Here is a 20,835-nt window from a genome sequence, read left to right on the forward strand (position 1 = left end):
CGATCGCAGGTGGTGATGCACGGGTTTTGACCTATTCTACCTCTTTATCTTGCACTTTACTCGATCGCGCCATCGAATAACCTTTCGCGACGTCAAGTGCGATCGATTATTCAGCAAGCCCTATGTATCTTGTAAGCTGCTACGCATTTAAATTGAATCCATTAAAAAGAAATCCTGATGGCACACTTAAGTATGGTTATCCTGTAGTAAATATTTCAAATTTTTCATAATTAAATAGGAGGAGCGAGTATGAATAACAGTCAAAACTTTCATTTTAAATTAGGAGAACGTTTTTTAGAAAATTACGCCGCTCCTCCTGAAGATCCATTGGGAGAACTTACTCATTTTGAAATAGCTATCCGGCGTTTTTGTTTTGAGTACGATCATACAGTATCAATAGAAATAGGTGATGAGAGAATACAGGTATTTTTAGATCCTGATATCTGTATGATTTTGGACGATACTCTGCCTGAACAAATTAGAAAACTGTCACAAGGTAAGCCAATAGAAATAGATTTTGCTGAAAGTTGTACGCTAAGTATCAAGTTAGTACCCACGGACGATCGCATTAGCTGTACTTTGAGCAAGTTTGGAGTTTCTGGCTGGGAAAAGGTTTTTGAGTTCGATCGCACTCACGTATTAGATGTGCTGAGAGGTTTTCTTCAGGAAGTGATGCAGCTAGCTGTAGATAAGGGTTACATCACGTTGGAAGAGAAGGAGGAGTTTATTCGTCCGGCTTTTGCTAGCAGTACCGATGCTGCGGTATTGAGTAAGTAGTTGGTTTGGGTGGTGTTTTGGGCGATCGACCTTTTTTATATATTTCTGAAACCCATTACCATGTCTGCCCGCGAGCGATTCAATCGGCGCTCTATTCTTAATAGATATTTAGGTTTAGTTGGCATCCACTTTACCCATAACCGGGTACACCAGGCTATTCAAGCATATTAGATTAAAGCGGCATCGAATGTCGGCAAATTGAGGTTGAGTTGGCATCCACTTTACCCATAGCCCCGTATATGCGGTTATTCAAGCGTATTAGATTAAAGCGGCATCGGAGGTCAGCAATCGAATGTTTAAATCTCCGTAATAAAGAAAACAAACGGTCTTATTTAGCGCTTGACAATGGACCGAATCTAATGTTAAATTCTTAAAATACAAGCTCAAGCAAAACTTCCTCACATTGCCAAGTGTAAGAAAGACAACGCTTTAATGTCTTGTAGTTTTTGCAATAGCAAATCATATCTGATACGGAAAAGGCCCGCCTGAAGTAACGATTCAGACAGAGGCCTTGCTTTAGCTAGACAACTCCCGGTGGTTTGACATCTCAACTTCAGACCACCACAAGTTCACCTAACTTTTGAAATATATGTCCCATAATTATACTCCACAATGCGAGTCGTTGTACACCAACCTTCGGCGGGCTAAGAAAACCCTCTGTGTTTTCGCGGAGTCGAACCGCGCTTTGGCGGAGTGGAACCGCGCTTTGGCGGAGTGGAACCGCAGTCTGCTTGAGGAAAACGAAGCAAAAGATGAAACTATCAAAGCTAAGAATAAAACTATCCAATCCTTTGAGCAAAAAGTCCTTGAACAGCAACAAGAAATAGATGACTTGAGGCGCGAACGTGATTGGCAGCCTAATGCCTGGGATAACGATGGTTCATCAAATGCAGATTGTGACGATCGCGAATCAGCCCAAAGACTAGGAATCTGGTAAAAAGTACGATCGCCCTTTCCATCCAAAAAATAGGATAATGGAAAAAGGCGATCGCACTTTAGCCTAAAAATTTTTACTCACAAAAACTATGAGTACAATTCGTTTGCAACTAGCTGAATACCTTAAGAGTCGAGGTTTCACCCCTGACAGCTTGGTAGAAGTAATCCCCGAAACAGTCAATCCTGAAACCATCTACCAACTGATCCAAAAAGCCGAAAATCTGCACCAGATAGACTTATCCCTTCTAGCTACCGTAATCGATGGCTTGAGCAAACTCAATGGTTTTCCTGTCGGTATTGGAGAAGTGCTCATACTTTTCCCTTATATTTCTGACGAAGAGTTGGAAAACTCAACTTGGCGCGAACTTTACCTAGAAGGTGAAATTCCACCCTATGATTGGGGAGATGTAGACCCCATGACACTTGGTAAAGCCGTGCGCTATCTACCTGGGGTAGGCTGCGTTATTGTTGAAGAAGAAGGGGTCGAAAAATCCAGTGTCTAATATAACCCTCCGGGATATTGTACTGGTTGATTTCGCTCCTCAAATACCTCCATTTCACGAACAGCAAGGAAAACGTCCTGCTTTAGTAGTCGGGATACCCAGTCAAACAGGTGCGATACGTTTTCCGCTGGTAATTGTTGTGCCGATAACCAGACAATCAGGAAATTGGGCTGGACAAAATCCCATCTTATACCCAAGTCTTCCGGCAGGAGTGGGAAATCTCATTTCCGACTCGACAGTATTGCTGGATCAAATACGTGCTGTAGATATGCGACGAGTATCGCGCTATCTTGGCACTTTAACTCCTGAAGAGTATCAGCCGATCGCAGATGGACTGAAAGCTCTATTCAATTTTTCAATTATTCCTTAATGACCTAACAGTTTATCGCGCAGATGCTTAATGCGATCGCACAATCTCCGCCCATTCTTCAACCCGCGAAGGCGGGTTTTGTTCGTGTGGACGCGGTTTCAACCGCCGGGTTTAATGTCCCAATAACTTATCCCGCAAATGCTTAATCCGATCGCGCAATTTACCCGCCTCCTCAAACTCCAACTTCTTCGCCGCCTCCTTCATCTGAGTTTCCAACCGCTTAATCAACTCAGGAATCTCATCCAAAGATAACTCGTTTGCGTGTTCGTAAACCTCCTCCAACTGCTGAGAATTCAGCTTGCGCGACACATCCAAAAATGCCAGAATTGCATTACTCGATCGCTTTTTCGCGATCGGCTGTGGCGTAATTCCGTGCATCTTATTATACGCCAACTGGATTCCCCGACGGCGATCGGTTTCATCGATCGCCTTAACCATACTATCCGTCAAATTATCCGCGTACAAAATAGCCTGTCCCTGAATGTGGCGCGCCGCCCGCCCAATAGTTTGAATCAAAGAACGTCCCGATCGCAAAAACCCCTCCTTATCCGCATCCAAAATGACAACTAGAGACACCTCCGGTAAATCCAAACCCTCCCGCAACAAGTTCACCCCAATCAAAACATCAAACTTACCATCCTGCAAATCTTGGATAATTTCGATGCGTTGAATCGACTGAATTTCCGAGTGCAAATACCGGACTTTAATCGCCCTCTCCTGCAAATATTCAGTTAAATCTTCCGCCATCCGCTTCGTTAAAGTAGTCACCAAAACCCGCTCATTCAGACGAACTCTCTCATTGATTTCACCCAACAAATCATCAATTTGTCCAGCCGTCGGACGCACAAATATCGTCGGATCGACTACTCCTGTCGGGCGGATTACCTGTTCGGCAACTCTTCCTTCAGAAATCTCGATTTCCCAATCCCCAGGCGTTGCAGATACAAAAATACACTGATTGGCTTTTTCCCAGAATTCCTCTGCTTTCAAAGGGCGATTATCCGCCGCACTCGGCAAGCGGAATCCGTGTTCGATCAATGTTTTTTTACGCGCTTGATCGCCGTTGTACATTCCCCGAATTTGTGGGACTGTGACGTGGGATTCATCGATTACTAACAACCAATCTTTGGGGAAATAATCAATCAAACATTCCGGCGGTTCCCCAGCATTTCTGCCTGCTAAATGGCGAGAATAATTCTCGACTCCGTTGCAATAACCGACTTCTCGCAGCATTTCCAAATCGTAGCCAGTGCGGTCTTTTTGTCGTTGTGCTTCTAATAATTTTCCATTTGATTCTAATTCTTGCAGTCGTAATTCTAGTTCTTGTTGAATTGCCGTGCAAGCTTCATTTAATCTTTCTTTTGGCGTGACAAAGTGGCGGGCTGGATAAATATTCAAAGCATCTGTACTTTGGATGATTTTACCTGTCACTGGGTCAATGTAGCGAATAGCATCGATTTCATCACCGAAAAATTCAACGCGAATAATTCTGTCTTCGTAAGCGGGGCCAATTTCCACGACATCGCCTTTGACGCGGAATTTGCCTCTACCTAAATCTATGTCATTGCGGCTGTATTGGACGTTGACTAAATCTCGCAAAACTTGCCGCTGATCGACTTCCATTCCTACTCGCAAAGGGATAGCAGCTTTCAGGTATTCGGCGGGCATTCCTAAACCGTAGATGCAGCTAATGGATGCTACGACTATGACGTCGCGGCGTTCAAAGAGCGATCGCGTGGCTGAGTGTCGCAACATATCGATCTCGTCGTTAATTGCTGCGGTTTTTTCAATGTAAGTATCGCTGACGGCAATGTATGCTTCTGGTTGATAATAGTCGTAATAACTAACAAAATATTCGACTGCATTGTTGGGGAAAAAATTACGCAGTTCATTGCAAAGTTGAGCGGCAAGGGTTTTGTTATGGGCGAGCACTAAGGTAGGTTTGCCGATCTTTTCAATCACCGCTGCAATCGAAAAGGTTTTGCCTGTACCTGTGGCACCGAGTAAGGTTTGAAATCGATCGCCTGCTTGGATGCTTTTGACCAGTTGGGCGATCGCTTGCGGTTGGTCGCCCGTAGGCTCAAAGGGCGCTTGTAATTCAAAAGATGCTGCCGCAGTTACCATAGGAAAATGTAGCTATTACTAATAAATATTAACAAAAATGCAATTAATTTGCAATTTAGTTGAGAAACTTGTTAGAGTTTATAATACTATTTTAACATTGACCAAAATAGAAAGCAGAAAGCCTAGAAAAGCAGTTGTCCCAGTCCGACGCTTTCCGAACCCAGCAATCAAAAGCCCAATAATTCAACAGGAAAAAATTATGACTCTCAGCCCCAAAGGTAAAGGTAATGCGATCGCCCGTCGTGGTAAAGCAGCTTCCAAAAGCGAAGCGACAGTAGCCAGCGATGCCAACGCAACAGGAATTCAACTCTATCTCCCTGCTGGCTTGCCCAATCGCCCGATCGGTCCAAATGATTTTACGGTAAGCGAGATCGTCTCGATATCGGGACATCGCCCGATCGGCACTAGCACCCTACACATCAGCGAAACCTACGGCATTGTCGGCAACCGCCCCGTAGAAGCCAGCACCTTTGAAGTGGTTGCTACACTGGGGAGACGCCCGATCGGCTCTAGCACGATGCAAGTCAGTGAAATGTTCAGTATGTCCGGTGCGCGGCCTGTTGCTGTCAGCAATCTTCATATTGACGAAGTTTACTCCACAATGGGTGGAAATCGCCCCATTGCCTCCAATGACATTGACGATAGCTCTACTTTAATGGGATTTTTAGATTAAGTTATTAGTTGACAGTTGACTGTTGTCCGTTGACTGTTGACAGTGCTTATGAGTTATATCAAATCCGGTATCATCGGAATTATTAATATTACTCACAGCCAGGAGACGGCAGTGCCGTTTCCCTACAGTTGATCTGGGTAGGGACACTCCAAAAGCCGTCTCCTCTATATTATTTCGGTGTAACCGGATTTAATATAACAATTGCCAACAGTCAACAGTCAACAGTCAACCGTTAACAGTCAACTAACTTGCTGGTTGCTGATATTTATTCAACAAAGCTGCAAAACGTTTGTAATCAAAAGGCTTCCTCAAATACTCCGCAGCCCCCAACTTAAAACCCTGATTTTTGTCGTCCAAAAAAGTCATCATAATCACCGGAATATCAGCCAAATCAGGGTCTGCTTTCAAAGCAGAAAGTACCGTCCAGCCATCCATGCTTGGCATCATGACGTCCAGAGTAATCGCATCGGGCCGCAACTCCTTAGCTAACAGCAGCCCCCCTTCACCGCTAGCGGAGGAATGCACTTGAAAACCCTGTTTGGACAAGCAGCGAGTCATTAAATCCCGTGTGTCTGGATCGTCGTCAATTACCAGCACTGTAGAATTTGGTTCTAGGGAAATAGCCGCTCTCACTTCTTCCGTGTTTTCGTCTTCTACTACATCTATTTCCGAATATAAATCAGACTCATTTTCTAATTCTCGATCGCCCGCAGCTTCTGTTTCGATTTTAACTACCACCGGCAACCGGATAGTAAAAGTAGAACCGCTTTGAAACTCGCTCTCAACACTAATATCACCCCCCATCATCTGGCAAAACTTCTTGCTAATGATTAGCCCCAAACCAGTACCGCCGTACTTGCGAGTAGTAGAGTCATCCGCTTGGGAAAAAGCCCCGAACAGATTCATCATCTGATCCTCAGTCATACCAATGCCTGTATCCCTGACTTGAAACACGATCGACTGCGGGTGAAACCTAGACTCAACATTGAGTTTTTCCTCGGAATTTTGACAAGGAAAAACCGCCATTTCTTCCTTCCAAACACTAATCGTAATTTGACCACGATTAGTAAACTTAGCAGCATTACTAGCCAAATTCAGCAGCGCTTGCCGCACTTTGGCAGAATCAGCCCGCATCGTGCCCAGATTGGGCTGGCAATCCACCACCAGAGTATTACTATTTTTCAGCGCCAGGGGTTTAACAGTAGTTACCACTTCTTCCACCACATTTGACACCAAGAAAGTCTCCAAAAACAGAGTCATCTTTCCCGCCTCAATTTTAGAAATATCCAGGATGTCGCTAATAATACCTAGCAACTGCTTGCCTGCTATATTAATGCTGGCTAAATCCATCACAAAATCTTCTTCGCCTAGTTCCTGAGCCTCTTCTTGCAGCAACTCACTATAGCCGAGAATCGCATTTAAAGGTGTTCGCAATTCGTGGGTCATATTTGCCAAAAATGTACTTTTAGCCCGGTTGGCGGCTTCGGCAGCGTCCTTAGCGATTTCTAATTCCCGGCTACGTTCCTCTAGCTGCTGGCTACGGACTTCCAAGCCGTTGAGCAAACTGCTAATTTGCTGTGCCATTGTATTGAGAGTAGAAGATAGCACGCCGATCGCGTCATTAGAAATAATCGGCGATCGAGCCGTCAAATCACCGCTGGCAATCATGGACGCAGTTTTTCGCAGCCAGCCAATCTTCCTAATCAGTGCCGAAACCGACACCAAAGCAACTACGCCGGCGATCGAACTCAAAATCCAAGCCCCGATCAGCCAACGCTGAGTGCGGCTCACCACCCCCAAAGTCTGCTGCACTAGCACCGTCATTACTTCGTCAGAAACTCCCCCCTCCACTGAGGCTGATTTAATCGCCAGCACATAGTTTTGCATCTCCGTAGCACCGATCCACCCGATGCCCACGGCCATCCAAGTTACCAATACCAAGATCGTAAACAGCCCGATCAAAGAAGCGCGAGTTCCCACCGATATCTGCTTGGAAACCAGTGCAGCCGCCCAAGGATAATTTTTGAGGAAAGGATCGGGACTCACCGATGCGCCAGAATTCCAAATCTCCTCAATTTGACCATCTAACCTCACCTTCCCAATACGCACTGTTTTCCAGGTATGCTGGGTTTTGGCATCTATTTTTACCATGCCGGAGGGTGCGGCAAACTCAATATTTTTAGCAGCCTCCCTCACTTTTGTCACTTCTATCGAACCCGCTTTTTCTACTGCTTTTTTCCACAGATAAACGCTCAAATAAGCAGCTTCGATGGGGTCATCTGTCACTCGATCTTGCCCATATTTTTCTTTATAGGCTTTCACAAATTCACGATTTTCTGGTGTATCGACTGTTTGAAAATAGTTCCAAACTACCAAATGGCCCGCAATGTTTTCAGGTCCGATCGCCCGTACTTCTTCCTCTGCTACACTTACCGACATCACCGGCAACTCATCCGCCGTCACTCCCGCTTCCCGCAGCTTTTGGAAAAAAGCCACATTGCTATCGCCGTTGAGAGTGTTCAGAATGGCATCGGGTTTTACTGCTAGAATATGGGCGATCGCCTCATCAACATTCCTCGAACCCAGTGGCAGATAAACTTCCCCCACCAACACCCCGGAGAGTGCCGCCAGTTGAGCTTTCACAATCTGATTTGCCGTGCGCGGAAAAATATAATCCGAACCCAGGAGAAAAATTTTCCGCTTCGACAGTCCCAGCAAGTAATCCACCCCAGGTACAATCTGTTGATTGGGAGCAGCACCAGTGTAGAAAATGTGCCGAGACTGTTCGAGTCCTTCGTACTGTAACGGATAAAACAGCAACCCATTGAACTCCTCGAACACTGGAAGTACCGCTTTGCGACTTGCCGAAGTCCAGCATCCAAATACTACCGCCACCCCTTCTTCTAGGAGTAATTGCTTAGCTTTTTGAGCAAAAGTTTGCAAATCGCTTGCGCCATCTTCGATAACTGCTTCCAGCAGGTGTCCGAGAACTCCTCCGCTGGCATTGATTTCCCCAACAGCTAATAGCGTCGCATCTTTAACTGAAATTCCGCTGACAGACATGGTGCCCGTCAGCGAATGCAACACGCCTATTTTTATTGGCTGGCGATCGAGGACGGCTGCTTTCAAGGGATTACTGCTCCTTGCTCCCATAGGGTTTGACATACATTTTACTAACTTATAAATTTTAGTTCTATCTTGGGAGAGTTGATCGGAATGCTAACTGTTATTTTGTAAATTGTTTAACCCTACCGCAACAAAAGTTTGCAATTGGTACAGGCTCTCCATCGGTAACTAGCTCGTATTTTGCCCCAGGGACGGTCAAGTGTCGATCGCCCTCTCACCTTTTCCCCAATCTCCCTTCAGACAGATGGACAACCCCCTTATTTCTCTTAGTATTAATCTATGCTTAGATTTCAACAAACACATTTAAAATATTTTTGGCAACCAAAAGGGTGAATGCTAATGAATACTGAAGAAAACGCAACTGTCACAGCCAGCATTAACAAAGTCAGTTTACCTAAATCCAAACAGGAATTACTCGCCGAGCAAAGCGAAAAAGCCCTTGGGCAACAGAAACAAGACAATGCTAACACGATGCGTGCTGTGGAACAGTTGAAAGAAGAAATGCAGCACAAAATCGATGAAGAATGTCCTCACCATACATAGCATGAGGCAGGCAGCAGGCAGAAGGTGCAAGGAGTGGGTTTATCCTGTCACGAAGTCGAAGCGATCGGCAACCGCGTTAGCAAGCAGGAATAAGCCAGAAGGTGTGGGCAAGAGAGTATCTTGCTCGCACCTATTTTTGAGTGCAAAATTTAGAAGGAGAATTTTCAGGGAATTCATCCTCCATCAATTTTCCCATCAAAAATCAAAAAAAATCGATGGACTTCTTTCTACCTACAGAGGGAGTGCAAATAAGAGAGTCAATCAATATTATTAATTTAAGTAGAAACTGTAAAGCTAAATACAGACAAGGAGAAACCAATGAGTATTGAAGATAGAGCAAAGGCAACTGCCAAAAACATCGAAGGTGCAGCTCAAGAAACTATTGGCAATGTTACTGGCGATCCCAAGGATAAAGCTGAAGGCAAAGCCAAGCAAAAACAAGCTGAAACCAGCCATGCAGTCCAAGACGCAAAAGATGCCGTCAAAGACGTAATAGACAAAGCGTAACATTTGGTTTGGTGAAAGGGTCTCAATCTCAGACCCTTTCAACTCTTCAAAATTGTTTTAAATAGGAGGAAAAAAAAGTGAGTTTATTTGAGCAAAGTCGCAAAATAATTGTTGGACTACTCTTGGTTTTAGTGCTCAGTTTTACCACAGCTTGCACCCCAAGCGTTTCAGCTCAAAAACCGATGAATACACCTGTAGCCATTGGTGGCAGTCAGGGTAATTACGCGCAGCTAGAACAGGGGAATACCGCAGCAGGTCAAGATTTTGGTCAATGGGTAACAAAGACGGCGAAGGGATTGGTTCAAGATGCTTACGTGCGAGACAACAACAAGCTGGGAGTTGTGATTACCCCCCAAGTCCGCCCTACAGAAGTCAAGGATTTGGCGAAATCTTTAGCACAAGGTTTTCACAAGAATTTTCCTAATCAAGATGTAAGTGTTTTGGTGTATGCGCCAGATAAAAAACTGATTTTGACTGCCAAGTATGACCAGCAATCAAATCAAATAGAATACAAGTCTTGACCGAATTAGTCAGTTACAAATCTTGCCAATCAGTAGTTTAATCTACCGCTAATTATTGGCAAAAAAGTCTCTACGTGAGACACAGATGTTGTCTAGATTGGGAAAAAAATACGATGAGTAGCAGCGATAATTACAAACGTCAAATCATGAGCGATTTGGCAAGTGGCGATCGAGAAATGATGCCAGAAACATCCGGGGAAGAATACGAAAATTTTGACGATTTTGCTCAACGAACTTCGCCGGCTGAGCGGAAACAATTATTTGGTAATTCTCTGAATCACGACTCCTTGCCGCCGGCGCAATTGGAACCGGAATTGCAAAAAGCGATCGCCCAAATTAAACCAAACGAACGGGATGACGTGGCGCGGGAATTTTTCAAGCAATTGAGCAAGAGAGGATTGAACGATCGCACTTTGGAACAACAGCTAGGGCTTTCTACTCACCACGCTAGCCGCATGAATGCTGACGATGTTACCAAATTAGCCTCGTTTACCTATCACAATCACCCGGATATTTTCCGAGAAGTATTGGCAGAACAGCCGAGTTTGATGAAGTTTTTAGGAAATCCAGTGGTGGCTGGTATTTTGGGAATAGTTGCTGCTAAGTGGCTCAACAACCGCAAATAGTCGGGTTTTCAAACAAGCCTAAAAGTTAAAGCCAATAAAGGGCGATCGTCAGTGCGATCGCCCTTTAATATTTTATACCAAAATCACCAAATTCTACCCCTTAATTCGTGTTACTAAAAGCAATGCTTTGAGCCGAAGATGCCCAATTCCCAATCCCCAATTCCCAATCCCCAATTCCCAATCCCCAATGCCCAATTCCCGATGCCCCCTGCTCAATTCCCAATTCGCAATGTAGGATTAAGTCTTGCCGTGAATTAGCAAAAAAAAAGATGAAGATATCCTCTATTTGGCGAAAACTCCGCCACCAGCAAGCCCTGGGCTTTAGTGTACTGTTAGCAGTTTGCCTCGTATTCATCGGTTGTTCCCCCGCCCAGTCAGCCGGTGGAAATCCAGTCGATCCCAAATTAAAAGAGCAAGTCTTGCAAATCATCCGCGAAAACCCGCAAGCAATTTTGGAATCGGTACAAGCATATCAGCAACAACAGCAAGAGACTCTGAAAGCAGCGCAGCAGTCATTTTTGCAGGAGATGAAAACTAATCCTAAATCTGCCATCGGCGATTCTCCCAGTACCGGTGCCACCTCGCAACAGATTGTACTGTTAGAATTTTCCGATTTTCAATGTCCGTTTTGCGCCCGCGCTCACGATACTGTCAAGCAGTTTATGGCAAAACACCAGGACAAAGTTACTTTAGCCTACAAACATTTTCCCTTGACCTCCATTCACCCTCAAGCCCTACCAGCAGCCAAAGCAGCCTGGGCTGCCCAACAGCAGGGTAAATTCTGGGAATATTACAATGCTTTGTTTGAGGGACAAAAACAGTTGGGTGAGGAATTGTACGGATCTATCGCCCAAAAACTCAATCTGAAATTAGATAAATTCAACAGCGATCGCAACAGTCCCGCCGCCGAAGCCGCCATTGGGAAAGACGTGCAACTAGCTCAAAAGTTGGGTATAGAAGGCACTCCATTCTTTATCATGAACGGCAAAACCTTCTCAGGGGCGATCGAGCTTGCTGAAATGGAAAGCATTCTCGCTAGTATCTCCAAATAGTCAGACAAGGGGAAGGGGTAAACTTTCGGGTGCCAATCTCACAGCAGAGCCTTTCAAGATGCGTTCCCAGGCTCCAACCTGGGAACAATAAACAAACGAGTCCATATTTCATCTCAACCATAGACAATAACAGCTTATAGCGAAATCAAACGGGACTTTTAGCGACTTCATGTATTATAAGATACAGATTTATACATTTTTAACCTTAAACATAGGGTTTATATGCAAACTATGACCGATGTAACAGCTCGAAATGACCGAAAGTAATTTGGTCACAAGCCCCGTTACAGGCGGGATCAATACTAAAATCAAAATTCCATGACAGACTCCAATGGACAACTCAAGCCTACTCTTGGACTGGTAGGAATTACGATTAACGCGATGGCGTTGATTGCTCCCGGCGCTTTTCTGTGGACGACTTATCAATTGCAAGCCCCGCCGGATTCCGCTAAAAATATGTGGGCCGCGATCGCCCTTGCAACCTGTATTGCCCTACTAACAGCAAGTTGTTATGCAACTCTTTCTAAAGCTTACCCAGAAGCTGGTGCGGGCAGTTCCTACTACTATGCCGAAGCAGCAATCTTAGCAAAAGAAGAACACAAACACTTTCGTTTGGCGCGTTTGGCAAAGTTTGTCACAGGCTGGGCAGCACACTTGTATTACTGGGTGTATCCCGGAATTATGATTAGCTTCATGGGAACCCTGGTCGTTTACATCGGCCAGTTGTTTAACCCGGATTTTGCAGGGGATTGGTTCAGCAAAGCCTTAATTTGCTTTATCTTCACGGGGCTGGTGGGCAGTGTTGCGCTCATGGGCGTTACCGGTTCGACGCTGATTAATATCATCATCAACATTGTCCAAATTAGCTCTCTCACCTTCCTGGGATTGTTGATGATTGTTTACCGATTGGGTCATCCAAATGTGAATTACGAACACGCAAATGCCTTGAGCGTTGTGGTTCCTCACGATTTATCGGGATTGATTTATCAGGCGACGATCGCTATTCTTTTACTGGTGGGATTTGAATCGGCAACAGCGATGGCGGGCGAGGCTATTAATCCTCAGCGTGATATTCCTCGTGGTGTAATTCTCTCTTTATTTATTCAGGCTTGTATATGCTATTTTTTTGAGTATTTCGCTGCTAATTTTTTTATCGGCGACCAATACACTGCAACTGTTGACGGCAAAACTGTGACAGGATTTGCAGCAGCATTATCCTCCGGTGCGCCGATCGGCGATATAGCGAAAATTTTGGGGGATACGCTGCTGTTTGGCAACGGATTTCTGCTGCAAGTGACGATCGCCAGCACAGTCGTCATGGCATTGATCGGGACGGCGCTATCGTCGCTGTCAACGGGTGTTCGGATTAGTTATGCCATGGGGAGCGATCGCGAATTGCCCGCCGTATTCGGCTTTTTACACGGGCGCTACAACACGCCTCACATCGGGATTTACTTTCTGAGTGGACTCTCAGCCTTGATTGGTTCCTATGCAGTCCAGAGTGTCGATAACGTCACGATTGTCACCTTAGTGTCTAACATCGGCACGTTTATGCTCTACGGAATTACCTGCGGAGTGACGCTGATTGCTACCCTAGACCATTTGCTAGATGAAGAACACAATCCAATCAAAACAATTGTGATTCCCTTCTTAGGTTTAGTCACGAATTTACTCATGGTTTGCGGCATTTTCTACTACGGTTTGACTGGAGTGGGTAATGCCAAAACTAATTCTTTAACTGCGATCGGGATTTCGATCGCCTTCTTTGTTGGAGGATTTGCTTACCTGATTGGAGACAGCTTAATCAAAGGCAAACCCCTGTTTTTGCCATCGGATCTGAATCATCCCCTGCGCGATAACGTCCCTTCCTCTAAATCTTGATAGGTAATTGAAATCTATGCAATTAGTTCTTGCCATTATCCAGCCTGGTAAATTGGATTCCGTCAAGGAAGCCTTAGTCAAACTAGGGATTCAGGGAATGACTGTCACTGGTGCAAAAGGATTCGGGCGCCAAAAAGGGAGACCCCTTGCCTTTTTGGGGCTCTTAGATATGGAAGGCAAACCTTTTACGGTGGACTTTCTGCCCAAAGTCAGAATAGAAATTGTCGTGAATGAGGATCAAGTCGATGCGGTTGTCGATACCATTGTCACAGTGGCAAAAACAGGAACGGTTGGAGATGGTAAATTGTTTGTGATTCCGGTAAGCCGAGCAATTCGCATTCGCACCGGCGAAGAAAATGAAGCTGCTTTGACAATCGAAGAACCTGCAACGCTGAGCGATTCGCGCAAAAATAAATGATTCAATCTTTGTTGCTTTTTGTAGTAGCTGGAGTTTGCGAAATTGGCGGTGGCTATTTGTTTTGGCTGTGGTTGCGGGAAGGTAAAAGCCCTTGGTTAGCTGTAATTGGGGTGGTTATTTTGGGAGTTTACGGGGTGGTTCCAACGCTACAACCGGCTACTTTTGGGCGGGCGTATGCAGCTTACGGTGGTGTTTTTATTGTGCTGTCGATTCTGTGGGGCTGGATTGTCGATCGCGTTGCTCCTGATAAATACGATTTACTCGGAGGATGGATTGCTTTACTTGGTGTTTTGGTGATTATGTACGCACCTCGCCGTTAGTTACTTAGCATCATTCGGCGGTTGAAACCGCTTCTTGTCCTAGGAAGTCTGCCTCCGCAGACTAAGAGCCCGCTGGTAACTTAAGCCTGCGGACTCTTTTTTGTCAATTTTTGCTAACAATCAGATTTTTTCATGGTTGCTTTTTTCCAAAAATATGTAAAATAGTAGTGAAAGATACAGAAAAAATTAAATTGTTAGCATCTAGCCATGTTTAATACGATATTGAGCCAGCAGCGACAAGTCCTGGGAACGTTTTCTAGCCGTGAAGACGCCGGACAAGCCCTCGATTGTCTTGTTTTTTCAGGCTTTCCATTGGCGCAGGTGTTCTTGCTGGGGCCTAGCTGCGAGGAAGGACAAAATTCTTTAAATCTTCCCTGTGACTCGTTGGGGGCGATCGCAGGGACTGCAACTGGACTCAAGAAAGGAATGTTTCTGGGCAATTGGCTTGGCGGTGCTACCGGGCTGATGTTGGGAATGGGACTCCTGGCGCTTCCAGGGGTGGGTCAAGTCATGTTGTCTGGGGCGATCGGCTTTACGCTGTTGAGCGGTGGCATTGGCACGGCTGCGGGCGGATTGATGGGGGCTTTAATTGGATTGGGGCTGACTTCAGAGCAAGCTAAAGCCTATCAGCAGCAGATTTCTCAGGGCAGCATTTTACTAATCGTCGAAGGAAGCGGACAAGAGGTCGATCGGGCTAAATACTTACTCGCAAAATCGATCGTCTAAACTTTATCCCTGCGTACCTTTAACGGCAATCGAGCTACACAAAATGCTGGTGCGATTGGCTGTTTGGAGATGAGGGGAATGATACTTTAATTGGAGGTACTGGGAGCGATCGATTTATCTTAGGTATCGACTAGATTCAGGGCTGGTCAATAATCCCAAACACGCGGCGATCGGGCAAAATATCCTGCAATGTGTTGTTAAAAATTAACGATTTTATTGATAAATGTTAAATATTGTAAAATAACATCAACAAAGTAGTATTATGAGGTAATATTCGGTCAAAATTAGTACCATCCTTGACTCGAACGAGAGTATTTGTAACTATGCCTATTTCTCGTCGAACTTTTCTCACAGGGGCGATCGCCACCTCTTTCGCTCTACCTATCACCGGCAATTTATGGGCACAAACTGCTCGACCCATGATGCCCCGCAATACTGGCATCTATCGATTTAAGTTGGGAAACTTCAACCTGATTTCGATTAGCGATGGAACATTGAGCGTTCCGGCAGCCATCTTTGCTAGCAATGCCGCACCAGAAGAGTTTAATCGGGTGTTGCAGCAAGGTTTTCAAGGGGAAAAGCTCACCCTAGATTGTAATGTTCTGTTGGTGGATACCGGACAGAACAAAGTTTTAATCGATACAGGCAGTGGCTTGTTGAATGGAGCAACAGTGGGCAAGTTAATCGACAACTTGCAGCAGGCACTGATTAAACCGAGCGATATTACTGCGGTGATTTTGACCCACGCCCATGGCGATCATGTGGGTGGTTTGAATGGCAAAAGTGGGTTAACGTTTCCTAATGCCCGCTATTTCATAGGCAAACAAGAGTGGAATTTTTGGACGGGGAGTTCGGTGGATTTACCCAAGTTTGGGGGGCCGGCCGAGATGAAAAAGCAGATGATTGAGATTGCTAAAACTCAGTTAGGTTTGATTCGCGATCGCGTTACTCAATTTGATGTTAACCAAGAGTTTTTGCCGGGATTTACAGCCATTCCTGCCTACGGTCATACACCCGGTCACGTTGCGATTAGAATTGCATCGGGGAATGCGGTGATGGTACATACGGCCGATACGGTTCATACTAATACAATTAACCTGTGGAATCCAAGCTGGAAACCGATTTTTGATGCCGATCGCGAGATGGCGGCCACAACTCGCCAAGCGGTACTGGAAAAAATTGCGCGCGATCGCACGTTAATGTTTGCCTATCATTTTCCTTATCCCGGCATTGGATATTTGCGCGATCGCGATCGGGGTGGATTTGATTGGCAACCTGTCAACTGGCAATTTGAAAGTTAATTCTGCTGTTAACAATTCAGGTTTTTTAAACAGTTTTCCAAAATCCTCAATTGTTGGTTGTCGCTCCACCTCAAAATGCTCTACACGATCCTTTTTCGTAACAACTAAAGTAAGCCCCTTAGCGTAATTGTCGCTACATCATGGCTCTGCAAAATGCGCCCTTAATTGGTTGCCCACACCACACCTGATTGAAATCGCAAAAAATAGGACAAAAAATAGAAAATAATGTTGATATCGTTGACCGTTGCATCAGAATGATTTAACCTTACTAGAACGCAGAGAAGACAGAGGGAGATAAGAGAGATGAATAATTACGATGCTACCGGATTTCATATAATTCCCTTAATCCAACCGTCAAGTGTCCACTGTCAACTGTTATTCACCTAGGGAGGACTACCTGTTGGGAAATGCAGATACAATTCCCAACAAAGATTTGATTGTTCGCTATCAAATTGCGGGTTTAAAAACTCAATCGACGGTATTAACTCAAGCGGACGATCGCGGTGGACATTTTGCAGTTTATTTGATGCCGCAGATCGAGTACAAAACTGATGAAATTGTGCCAAAAGATGTCGTATTTTTAGTCGATACTTCTGGTTCGCAATCGGGAGCGCCTTTGCAGCAATGTCAGGCATTGTTGCGGCAATTTATTAACGGGCTGAATCCAGGAGATACTTTCTCGATTCTGGATTTTTCCGACAAAGTGCGGCAACTATCAAAACAACGCCGGAAGCGGTGGAATATGAGGGCGTATTTGCAAGCCTAGTTGTTAAACCCGTGAATCGAACTTTCCTAAAAGGTGGTGGAAATTTTGGCTCATTTCTTGCCCCCCTAGGAGGAGCGGCAGTATTTGAACGTGGCATCTCATATCAAATCCGGTAGCATCTGAATGATTCAGATCTCTATTCTCTCCCTCTGTGTCCTCTGTGTTCTCTGCGGTTAAATCATTCCGATGCAGCCGGAAACGATATCATTGAGCAGCGAAGCGGAGATGGTTTGTGAAGAGATCGAAGAGATCGCACCGTCCAAGGCGCGCCGTACATCACCCGTAGAAGTGGTTAGCGCTACGGGATTGGATGAAGAGGCGATCGATAGTTTAAACGAACACTTGGCAACTCTGACTGTGCCGCCCGGTACAAACGGCGAATTGGTGTTAGAAATTGTCTTCGATAAAATGCGCGCCAGCCGAATAGTTGTGGATGCTGATGCTTCGACTTTGGCGGATGTGGAGTTGCTCAAAACAATTAAAAAATGGCTCTTTAGCTGGCGTATTCCTCACTCTATTGGGGATACAGTACGCCTGACATTGCGGGTGCGATCGTAAAACAGCATAATTTTATATCAATTCCTCTCTTCATCGGAATTATTCATTTCTCTCTGTGTTCTCTGTGTTCTAGTAAGGTTAAATCATTCCGATGCAACGGTCAACGATATTAATCGATCGCCCACAAAAAAAATGGAAGAATTTGCTCTTCCATTTTTTAATCATGACTATTAGTCCTGATTGCAAACCACTTTTTTTATGGGTAACTTCACGGACACGATCGCATTTTGGAATTAAACAGCGGCCAACTCAGGAGTCGGGCGCTTACTGTTGCGGATACCCTCGATCGCCCCTGCGTAATCCTTCGCCTTAAACACGGCAGAACCGGCGACAACAGCATTTGCGCCCGCTTCCAAAACCTGCCAAGTATTGTCCACCTTCAAACCGCCATCCACCTCAATCCAAGGATCGAGACCTCTCTCATCGCACATTTGGCGCAACTGGCGAATTTTTGGCAACACAGTCGGAATAAAACTTTGGCCGCCAAAACCCGGATTGACGCTCATAATCAGCACCAAATCGCAAAGTTCCAGCACGTACTCAATCAACTCCAAAGGAGTCGAAGGATTCAGAACCACACCAGCCATTTTGCCCAATTCCCGAATTTGACCGAGAGTGCGGTGCAAGTGAGGCGAAGCATTGTGTTCGGCGTGAACGGAAATAATGTCAGCACCAGCCTTAGCAAAGTCCTCAACATACTTTTCTGGTTCCACAATCATCAAGTGGACATCCAGAGGTTTCTTAGTCACGGGGCGAATTGCTTCTACAATCAGCGGTCCGATCGTAATATTAGGAACAAAGCGACCATCCATCACATCTACGTGAATCCAGTCAGCCCCGGCTTTGTCGATCGCCTGAATCTCATCTCCAAGACGGCTAAAATCGGCTGATAATATAGATGGAGCAATAACGATCGGTTTTTGGGATTTGGTCATGGCTTTCGTCTGTTCTCCTGTCTCCTTGGCTGTATCCAGTTTATCAAAATGTGGGTCTGGGGGCTGAGGAATTTTGAGTTGGCTGTTTTGAGTTTTAAGTTGCGAATGTGGATAAAAATATGAAAAACAGAGATCCCTTAGAAAATCCTGAACTCGATCGAGTAAGTCTGTTTGTACTACTCATCCCCGTCATCGGCTTTTTTCCTGCCCTGTGGAAACTTTACCGCCACCAGGGCAGCCCCGAACACAAAGCCGTCAGCCGTTTAGCCATTGCCCTGGCTTTAAGTTGGCTGTTAGGGCATATTTTTTTAGAAGCAGGAGCCATTTCTGCGGAATCTTGGACACTTCCCATGTTATTAATGAGTAGCCTGTTGACAACCAGCTATTTCATCATCAGCCTCAGTCTGATGTTTCGCCTTTGGAGACGCCAACCACTCTGGCTCCCCGGCATTAGCCACGTAGCCGAAAAATTGGTCGGCAAACATCTATCATAATTTAGGGTTATTTTCCGCCCTTACCGTATTGATTGATTGCCTCTTCAGGTTGATACTACAAATTGCCATTATCTTTTTTTATTCTTATTGTGTGTGAGGAAGCCAGTGCCAGCTCAAAAAACTCCTAATCAAGACCCTACCAAACAACCAGCCACCAATCCCTCAACCAGAAAATCTGCCCCGCCTCATCGAGGCCGTTGGCTGGGATTTGGTTTTGGTTTAGCTGGAGTCGCCATGCTCTCAGCCACAGCCGGAGCACTGTTAGCCGTTTCTCTGTCCACAACCCCGCTTCAGCAACAGAAGTTGACCCCAGAAGAAGCGGCGGTGTTTTCTCAAGGGGATATGGCCAAGCTGAGCATGAAAATGCCAGAGCTCACTCGCCCAGTAAATATTTTAGTTTTAGGACTTAAGGTTCTGAGTTCCGACCTTGACGGCCATCCCGACAAGGAACAGGGATACGATGTGTGGCAAAACTCTTTTAAAGGGTTAACTGACACCATGTTGCTGGTTAGGTTCGACCCTCAAAATCAAAAGTTAAGCGTACTTTCTATTCCGCGAGATACCCGCACCTATGTTGAAGGTAGAGGGGAGGTGAAAATCAACGAGGCTAATTACTATGGCGGTCCGGCTTCCTCAGCCAAATCGGTTAGTGGACTCCTGGGCGGTGTGGGAATTGACCGCTATGTCACCGTCAATATTCAAGGCATAAAAAGCTTAGTTGATGCCCTTGGTGGCCTGACAATTAATGTCCCTAAAGACATGAAATATACCGATGAAAGCCAGCATTTATATATAGATTTAAAGGCTGGTAAGCAGAAGCTAAACGGCGAACAAATCGTACAGTATTTGCTTTATCGCCACGACAATTTGGGGGATATCGGTAGAGTGCAGCGCCAACAATTGTTGATGCGCGCTTTTGTGGAACAGGAAGTTAATGTCGGTCTGCTTTCTCGATTGCCCAAAATTTTGTCAGTAATTCAATCTCATATTGACACAAATTTAAGTGTTGAGGAATTAGTGGCTTTGGCTGGTTTTGCGACAAAAACCGATCGCTCTAGCGTGCAAATGTTGATGGTTCCCGGTAAGTTCAGCGATGCCAAGGACTATAAGGCTAGTTACTGGTTGCCCGATCAAAATGCGATCGAAACTCTGGTGTCCGAACATTTTGACTTCGGTCAAAATACTTGGAAAATCGAGAATGCTGATGCGACTTTTCTGAAAGTGGCGATTCAAGATAGTACCGGCGATGAAGCTGCGGTGGAAGATTTTGTCAAGACTTTGACTCGCGCCGGCTATCGCAATGTTCAGGTTTATAAAGATTGGCCAGAACCCTTGGATGTCACTACTTTTGTGGCTCAAGATGGGGATGTTAAAGGTGCGGAAGCGATTCGCCAGTCTGTGGGTTTTGGGGATGTTTTGGTTGAGAGTACCGGTTCTTTGCAATCGGATGTGACTATCAGATTGGGCAAGGATTGGTTGAGTAAAAAGTCTCACTCAGGCCGATAGTTTTAAACATGGTATTTGTAGGGACACAGCAGTGCTGTGTCCTTTTTACCAAGAAATAGGGTCTAAAGCCCCGTCCTTATAGGACGGCTTTGATTTTCTTGGTAATTGTAAATATTTGTTAAATAAGCACCTAAAGAGGGATGCTGTTCCTGAATGTGGTAAACTAATTGCA

At 45.3% G+C, this 20,835-nt stretch carries 23 protein-coding genes and 1 pseudogene; 20 read left to right on the plus strand and 4 right to left on the minus strand.

Features of this window, described 5'->3' with window-relative positions; genetic code table 11:
* Positions 1 to 249: 249 nt before the first annotated feature.
* The 4 genes from ACBR23_RS25615 to ACBR23_RS25630 all read left to right on the plus strand — a co-directional run bounded on the left by ACBR23_RS25615 (position 250) and on the right by ACBR23_RS25630 (position 2,586).
* Positions 250 to 777: a hypothetical protein gene (locus tag ACBR23_RS25615; RefSeq protein ID WP_371120656.1), complete on the plus strand. Its 528-nt coding sequence runs from the start codon at positions 250 to 252 to the stop codon at positions 775 to 777.
* A gap of 589 nt (positions 778 to 1,366) precedes the next feature.
* Positions 1,367 to 1,714, plus strand: coding sequence for a hypothetical protein (locus ACBR23_RS25620; protein WP_371120657.1), 348 nt, complete (start codon positions 1,367 to 1,369; stop codon positions 1,712 to 1,714).
* Positions 1,715 to 1,802: 88 nt separating this feature from the next.
* Positions 1,803 to 2,216 (plus strand): hypothetical protein, encoded by a 414-nt coding sequence (locus ACBR23_RS25625; RefSeq protein WP_341735556.1) that lies wholly within the window; start codon positions 1,803 to 1,805, stop codon positions 2,214 to 2,216.
* Positions 2,209 to 2,586: a type II toxin-antitoxin system PemK/MazF family toxin gene (locus ACBR23_RS25630; RefSeq protein WP_371120658.1), complete on the plus strand. Its 378-nt coding sequence runs from the start codon at positions 2,209 to 2,211 to the stop codon at positions 2,584 to 2,586. The genes ACBR23_RS25625 and ACBR23_RS25630 overlap by 8 nt, the downstream gene beginning before the upstream one ends.
* A 111-nt stretch (positions 2,587 to 2,697) precedes the next feature.
* On the opposite strand, the gene uvrB is transcribed toward ACBR23_RS25630, so the two are convergent.
* Positions 2,698 to 4,710 (minus strand): excinuclease ABC subunit UvrB, encoded by a 2,013-nt coding sequence (gene uvrB, locus ACBR23_RS25635; protein WP_371114273.1) that lies wholly within the window; start codon positions 4,708 to 4,710, stop codon positions 2,698 to 2,700.
* A gap of 199 nt (positions 4,711 to 4,909) precedes the next feature.
* On the opposite strand from uvrB, the gene ACBR23_RS25640 reads away from it, so the two are divergent.
* Complete coding sequence (locus ACBR23_RS25640) at positions 4,910 to 5,383, plus strand: hypothetical protein (RefSeq protein WP_371114274.1); 474 nt, start codon at positions 4,910 to 4,912, stop codon at positions 5,381 to 5,383.
* 243 nt (positions 5,384 to 5,626) lie between these two features.
* Here the strand turns inward: ACBR23_RS25640 and urtA are convergent, their stop codons facing one another.
* Positions 5,627 to 8,548, minus strand: coding sequence for an urea ABC transporter substrate-binding protein (gene urtA, locus ACBR23_RS25645; protein ID WP_371120659.1), 2,922 nt, complete (start codon positions 8,546 to 8,548; stop codon positions 5,627 to 5,629).
* A 300-nt stretch (positions 8,549 to 8,848) separates the two neighbouring features.
* Between urtA and ACBR23_RS25650 the strand changes: the two genes are divergently transcribed.
* A complete protein-coding gene (locus tag ACBR23_RS25650) occupies positions 8,849 to 9,052 on the plus strand; it encodes a hypothetical protein (protein ID WP_371114276.1) in 204 nt (67 codons plus the stop codon).
* A 39-nt stretch (positions 9,053 to 9,091) separates the two neighbouring features.
* On the opposite strand, the gene ACBR23_RS25655 is transcribed toward ACBR23_RS25650, so the two are convergent.
* Positions 9,092 to 9,229, minus strand: a complete 138-nt coding sequence (locus ACBR23_RS25655) for a hypothetical protein (RefSeq protein WP_371121026.1) — start codon at positions 9,227 to 9,229, stop codon at positions 9,092 to 9,094.
* A 141-nt stretch (positions 9,230 to 9,370) separates the two neighbouring features.
* Between ACBR23_RS25655 and ACBR23_RS25660 the strand changes: the two genes are divergently transcribed.
* The 12 genes and pseudogenes from ACBR23_RS25660 to ACBR23_RS25715 all read left to right on the plus strand — a co-directional run bounded on the left by ACBR23_RS25660 (position 9,371) and on the right by ACBR23_RS25715 (position 17,728).
* Complete coding sequence (locus ACBR23_RS25660) at positions 9,371 to 9,559, plus strand: CsbD family protein (RefSeq protein WP_341734733.1); 189 nt, start codon at positions 9,371 to 9,373, stop codon at positions 9,557 to 9,559.
* Between the two features lie 77 nt (positions 9,560 to 9,636).
* Positions 9,637 to 10,080 carry a hypothetical protein gene (locus ACBR23_RS25665; RefSeq protein ID WP_341735563.1) on the plus strand — a complete coding sequence of 148 codons (444 nt, stop codon included), beginning with the start codon at positions 9,637 to 9,639 and terminating at the stop codon, positions 10,078 to 10,080.
* 113 nt (positions 10,081 to 10,193) lie between these two features.
* Positions 10,194 to 10,706 carry a hypothetical protein gene (locus ACBR23_RS25670; protein ID WP_371120660.1) on the plus strand — a complete coding sequence of 171 codons (513 nt, stop codon included), beginning with the start codon at positions 10,194 to 10,196 and terminating at the stop codon, positions 10,704 to 10,706.
* Positions 10,707 to 10,975: 269 nt separating this feature from the next.
* Positions 10,976 to 11,758, plus strand: a complete 783-nt coding sequence (locus ACBR23_RS25675; RefSeq protein WP_371114278.1) for a DsbA family protein — start codon at positions 10,976 to 10,978, stop codon at positions 11,756 to 11,758.
* A gap of 318 nt (positions 11,759 to 12,076) precedes the next feature.
* Entirely contained in the window at positions 12,077 to 13,639 is a 1,563-nt protein-coding gene (locus ACBR23_RS25680; RefSeq protein WP_371120661.1) for an APC family permease, read from the plus strand.
* Positions 13,640 to 13,655: 16 nt separating this feature from the next.
* Positions 13,656 to 14,057, plus strand: coding sequence for a P-II family nitrogen regulator (locus tag ACBR23_RS25685; protein ID WP_371120662.1), 402 nt, complete (start codon positions 13,656 to 13,658; stop codon positions 14,055 to 14,057).
* A complete protein-coding gene (locus ACBR23_RS25690; protein ID WP_341735568.1) occupies positions 14,054 to 14,377 on the plus strand; it encodes a YnfA family protein in 324 nt (107 codons plus the stop codon). The genes ACBR23_RS25685 and ACBR23_RS25690 overlap by 4 nt, the downstream gene beginning before the upstream one ends.
* Before the next feature lie 207 nt (positions 14,378 to 14,584).
* The gene (locus ACBR23_RS25695; protein WP_341735569.1) at positions 14,585 to 15,103 is read left to right on the plus strand and encodes a hypothetical protein; all 519 of its coding nucleotides are present in this window, start codon (positions 14,585 to 14,587) and stop codon (positions 15,101 to 15,103) included.
* 59 nt (positions 15,104 to 15,162) lie between these two features.
* Complete coding sequence (locus tag ACBR23_RS25700) at positions 15,163 to 15,237, plus strand: hypothetical protein (RefSeq protein WP_371114289.1); 75 nt, start codon at positions 15,163 to 15,165, stop codon at positions 15,235 to 15,237.
* 189 nt (positions 15,238 to 15,426) lie between these two features.
* Positions 15,427 to 16,404 (plus strand): MBL fold metallo-hydrolase, encoded by a 978-nt coding sequence (locus ACBR23_RS25705; protein WP_371120663.1) that lies wholly within the window; start codon positions 15,427 to 15,429, stop codon positions 16,402 to 16,404.
* 400 nt (positions 16,405 to 16,804) lie between these two features.
* A pseudogene (locus ACBR23_RS25710) lies at positions 16,805 to 17,122 on the plus strand (VWA domain-containing protein); the annotation flags it as partial.
* Positions 17,123 to 17,356: 234 nt separating this feature from the next.
* Positions 17,357 to 17,728, plus strand: coding sequence for an after-VIT domain-containing protein (locus ACBR23_RS25715; protein WP_371121027.1), 372 nt, complete (start codon positions 17,357 to 17,359; stop codon positions 17,726 to 17,728).
* Positions 17,729 to 17,961: 233 nt separating this feature from the next.
* Here the strand turns inward: ACBR23_RS25715 and rpe are convergent, their stop codons facing one another.
* Positions 17,962 to 18,663, minus strand: a complete 702-nt coding sequence (rpe, locus tag ACBR23_RS25720; protein WP_340523381.1) for a ribulose-phosphate 3-epimerase — start codon at positions 18,661 to 18,663, stop codon at positions 17,962 to 17,964.
* Positions 18,664 to 18,782: 119 nt separating this feature from the next.
* On the opposite strand from rpe, the gene ACBR23_RS25725 reads away from it, so the two are divergent.
* Positions 18,783 to 19,157 carry a hypothetical protein gene (locus ACBR23_RS25725; RefSeq protein ID WP_341735573.1) on the plus strand — a complete coding sequence of 125 codons (375 nt, stop codon included), beginning with the start codon at positions 18,783 to 18,785 and terminating at the stop codon, positions 19,155 to 19,157.
* Between the two features lie 105 nt (positions 19,158 to 19,262).
* Positions 19,263 to 20,663 (plus strand): LCP family protein, encoded by a 1,401-nt coding sequence (locus ACBR23_RS25730; RefSeq protein ID WP_371120665.1) that lies wholly within the window; start codon positions 19,263 to 19,265, stop codon positions 20,661 to 20,663.
* Positions 20,664 to 20,835 lie beyond the last annotated feature (172 nt).

The organism is Microcoleus sp. (genome assembly GCF_041354475.1).
Classification (GTDB): domain Bacteria; phylum Cyanobacteriota; class Cyanobacteriia; order Cyanobacteriales; family Microcoleaceae; genus Microcoleus.

What these genes read in the sequence shown, in the direction of transcription:
- ACBR23_RS25615 (WP_371120656.1), top strand. Translation starts at nt 250, where the DNA reads ATGAATAACAGTCAAAACTTTCATTTTAAATTAGGAGAACGTTTTTTA.
- ACBR23_RS25620 (WP_371120657.1), top strand. Translation starts at nt 1,367, where the DNA reads ATGTCCCATAATTATACTCCACAATGCGAGTCGTTGTACACCAACCTT.
- ACBR23_RS25625 (WP_341735556.1), top strand. Translation starts at nt 1,803, where the DNA reads ATGAGTACAATTCGTTTGCAACTAGCTGAATACCTTAAGAGTCGAGGT.
- uvrB (WP_371114273.1), bottom strand. Translation starts at nt 4,710, where the DNA reads ATGGTAACTGCGGCAGCATCTTTTGAATTACAAGCGCCCTTTGAGCCT.
- ACBR23_RS25640 (WP_371114274.1), top strand. Translation starts at nt 4,910, where the DNA reads ATGACTCTCAGCCCCAAAGGTAAAGGTAATGCGATCGCCCGTCGTGGT.
- urtA (WP_371120659.1), bottom strand. Translation starts at nt 8,548, where the DNA reads ATGTCAAACCCTATGGGAGCAAGGAGCAGTAATCCCTTGAAAGCAGCC.
- ACBR23_RS25650 (WP_371114276.1), top strand. Translation starts at nt 8,849, where the DNA reads ATGAATACTGAAGAAAACGCAACTGTCACAGCCAGCATTAACAAAGTC.
- ACBR23_RS25655 (WP_371121026.1), bottom strand. Translation starts at nt 9,229, where the DNA reads ATGAATTCCCTGAAAATTCTCCTTCTAAATTTTGCACTCAAAAATAGG.
- ACBR23_RS25660 (WP_341734733.1), top strand. Translation starts at nt 9,371, where the DNA reads ATGAGTATTGAAGATAGAGCAAAGGCAACTGCCAAAAACATCGAAGGT.
- ACBR23_RS25670 (WP_371120660.1), top strand. Translation starts at nt 10,194, where the DNA reads ATGAGTAGCAGCGATAATTACAAACGTCAAATCATGAGCGATTTGGCA.
- ACBR23_RS25675 (WP_371114278.1), top strand. Translation starts at nt 10,976, where the DNA reads ATGAAGATATCCTCTATTTGGCGAAAACTCCGCCACCAGCAAGCCCTG.
- ACBR23_RS25680 (WP_371120661.1), top strand. Translation starts at nt 12,077, where the DNA reads ATGACAGACTCCAATGGACAACTCAAGCCTACTCTTGGACTGGTAGGA.
- ACBR23_RS25685 (WP_371120662.1), top strand. Translation starts at nt 13,656, where the DNA reads ATGCAATTAGTTCTTGCCATTATCCAGCCTGGTAAATTGGATTCCGTC.
- ACBR23_RS25690 (WP_341735568.1), top strand. Translation starts at nt 14,054, where the DNA reads ATGATTCAATCTTTGTTGCTTTTTGTAGTAGCTGGAGTTTGCGAAATT.
- ACBR23_RS25695 (WP_341735569.1), top strand. Translation starts at nt 14,585, where the DNA reads ATGTTTAATACGATATTGAGCCAGCAGCGACAAGTCCTGGGAACGTTT.
- ACBR23_RS25705 (WP_371120663.1), top strand. Translation starts at nt 15,427, where the DNA reads ATGCCTATTTCTCGTCGAACTTTTCTCACAGGGGCGATCGCCACCTCT.
- ACBR23_RS25715 (WP_371121027.1), top strand. Translation starts at nt 17,357, where the DNA reads ATGCAGCCGGAAACGATATCATTGAGCAGCGAAGCGGAGATGGTTTGT.
- rpe (WP_340523381.1), bottom strand. Translation starts at nt 18,663, where the DNA reads ATGACCAAATCCCAAAAACCGATCGTTATTGCTCCATCTATATTATCA.
- ACBR23_RS25725 (WP_341735573.1), top strand. Translation starts at nt 18,783, where the DNA reads ATGAAAAACAGAGATCCCTTAGAAAATCCTGAACTCGATCGAGTAAGT.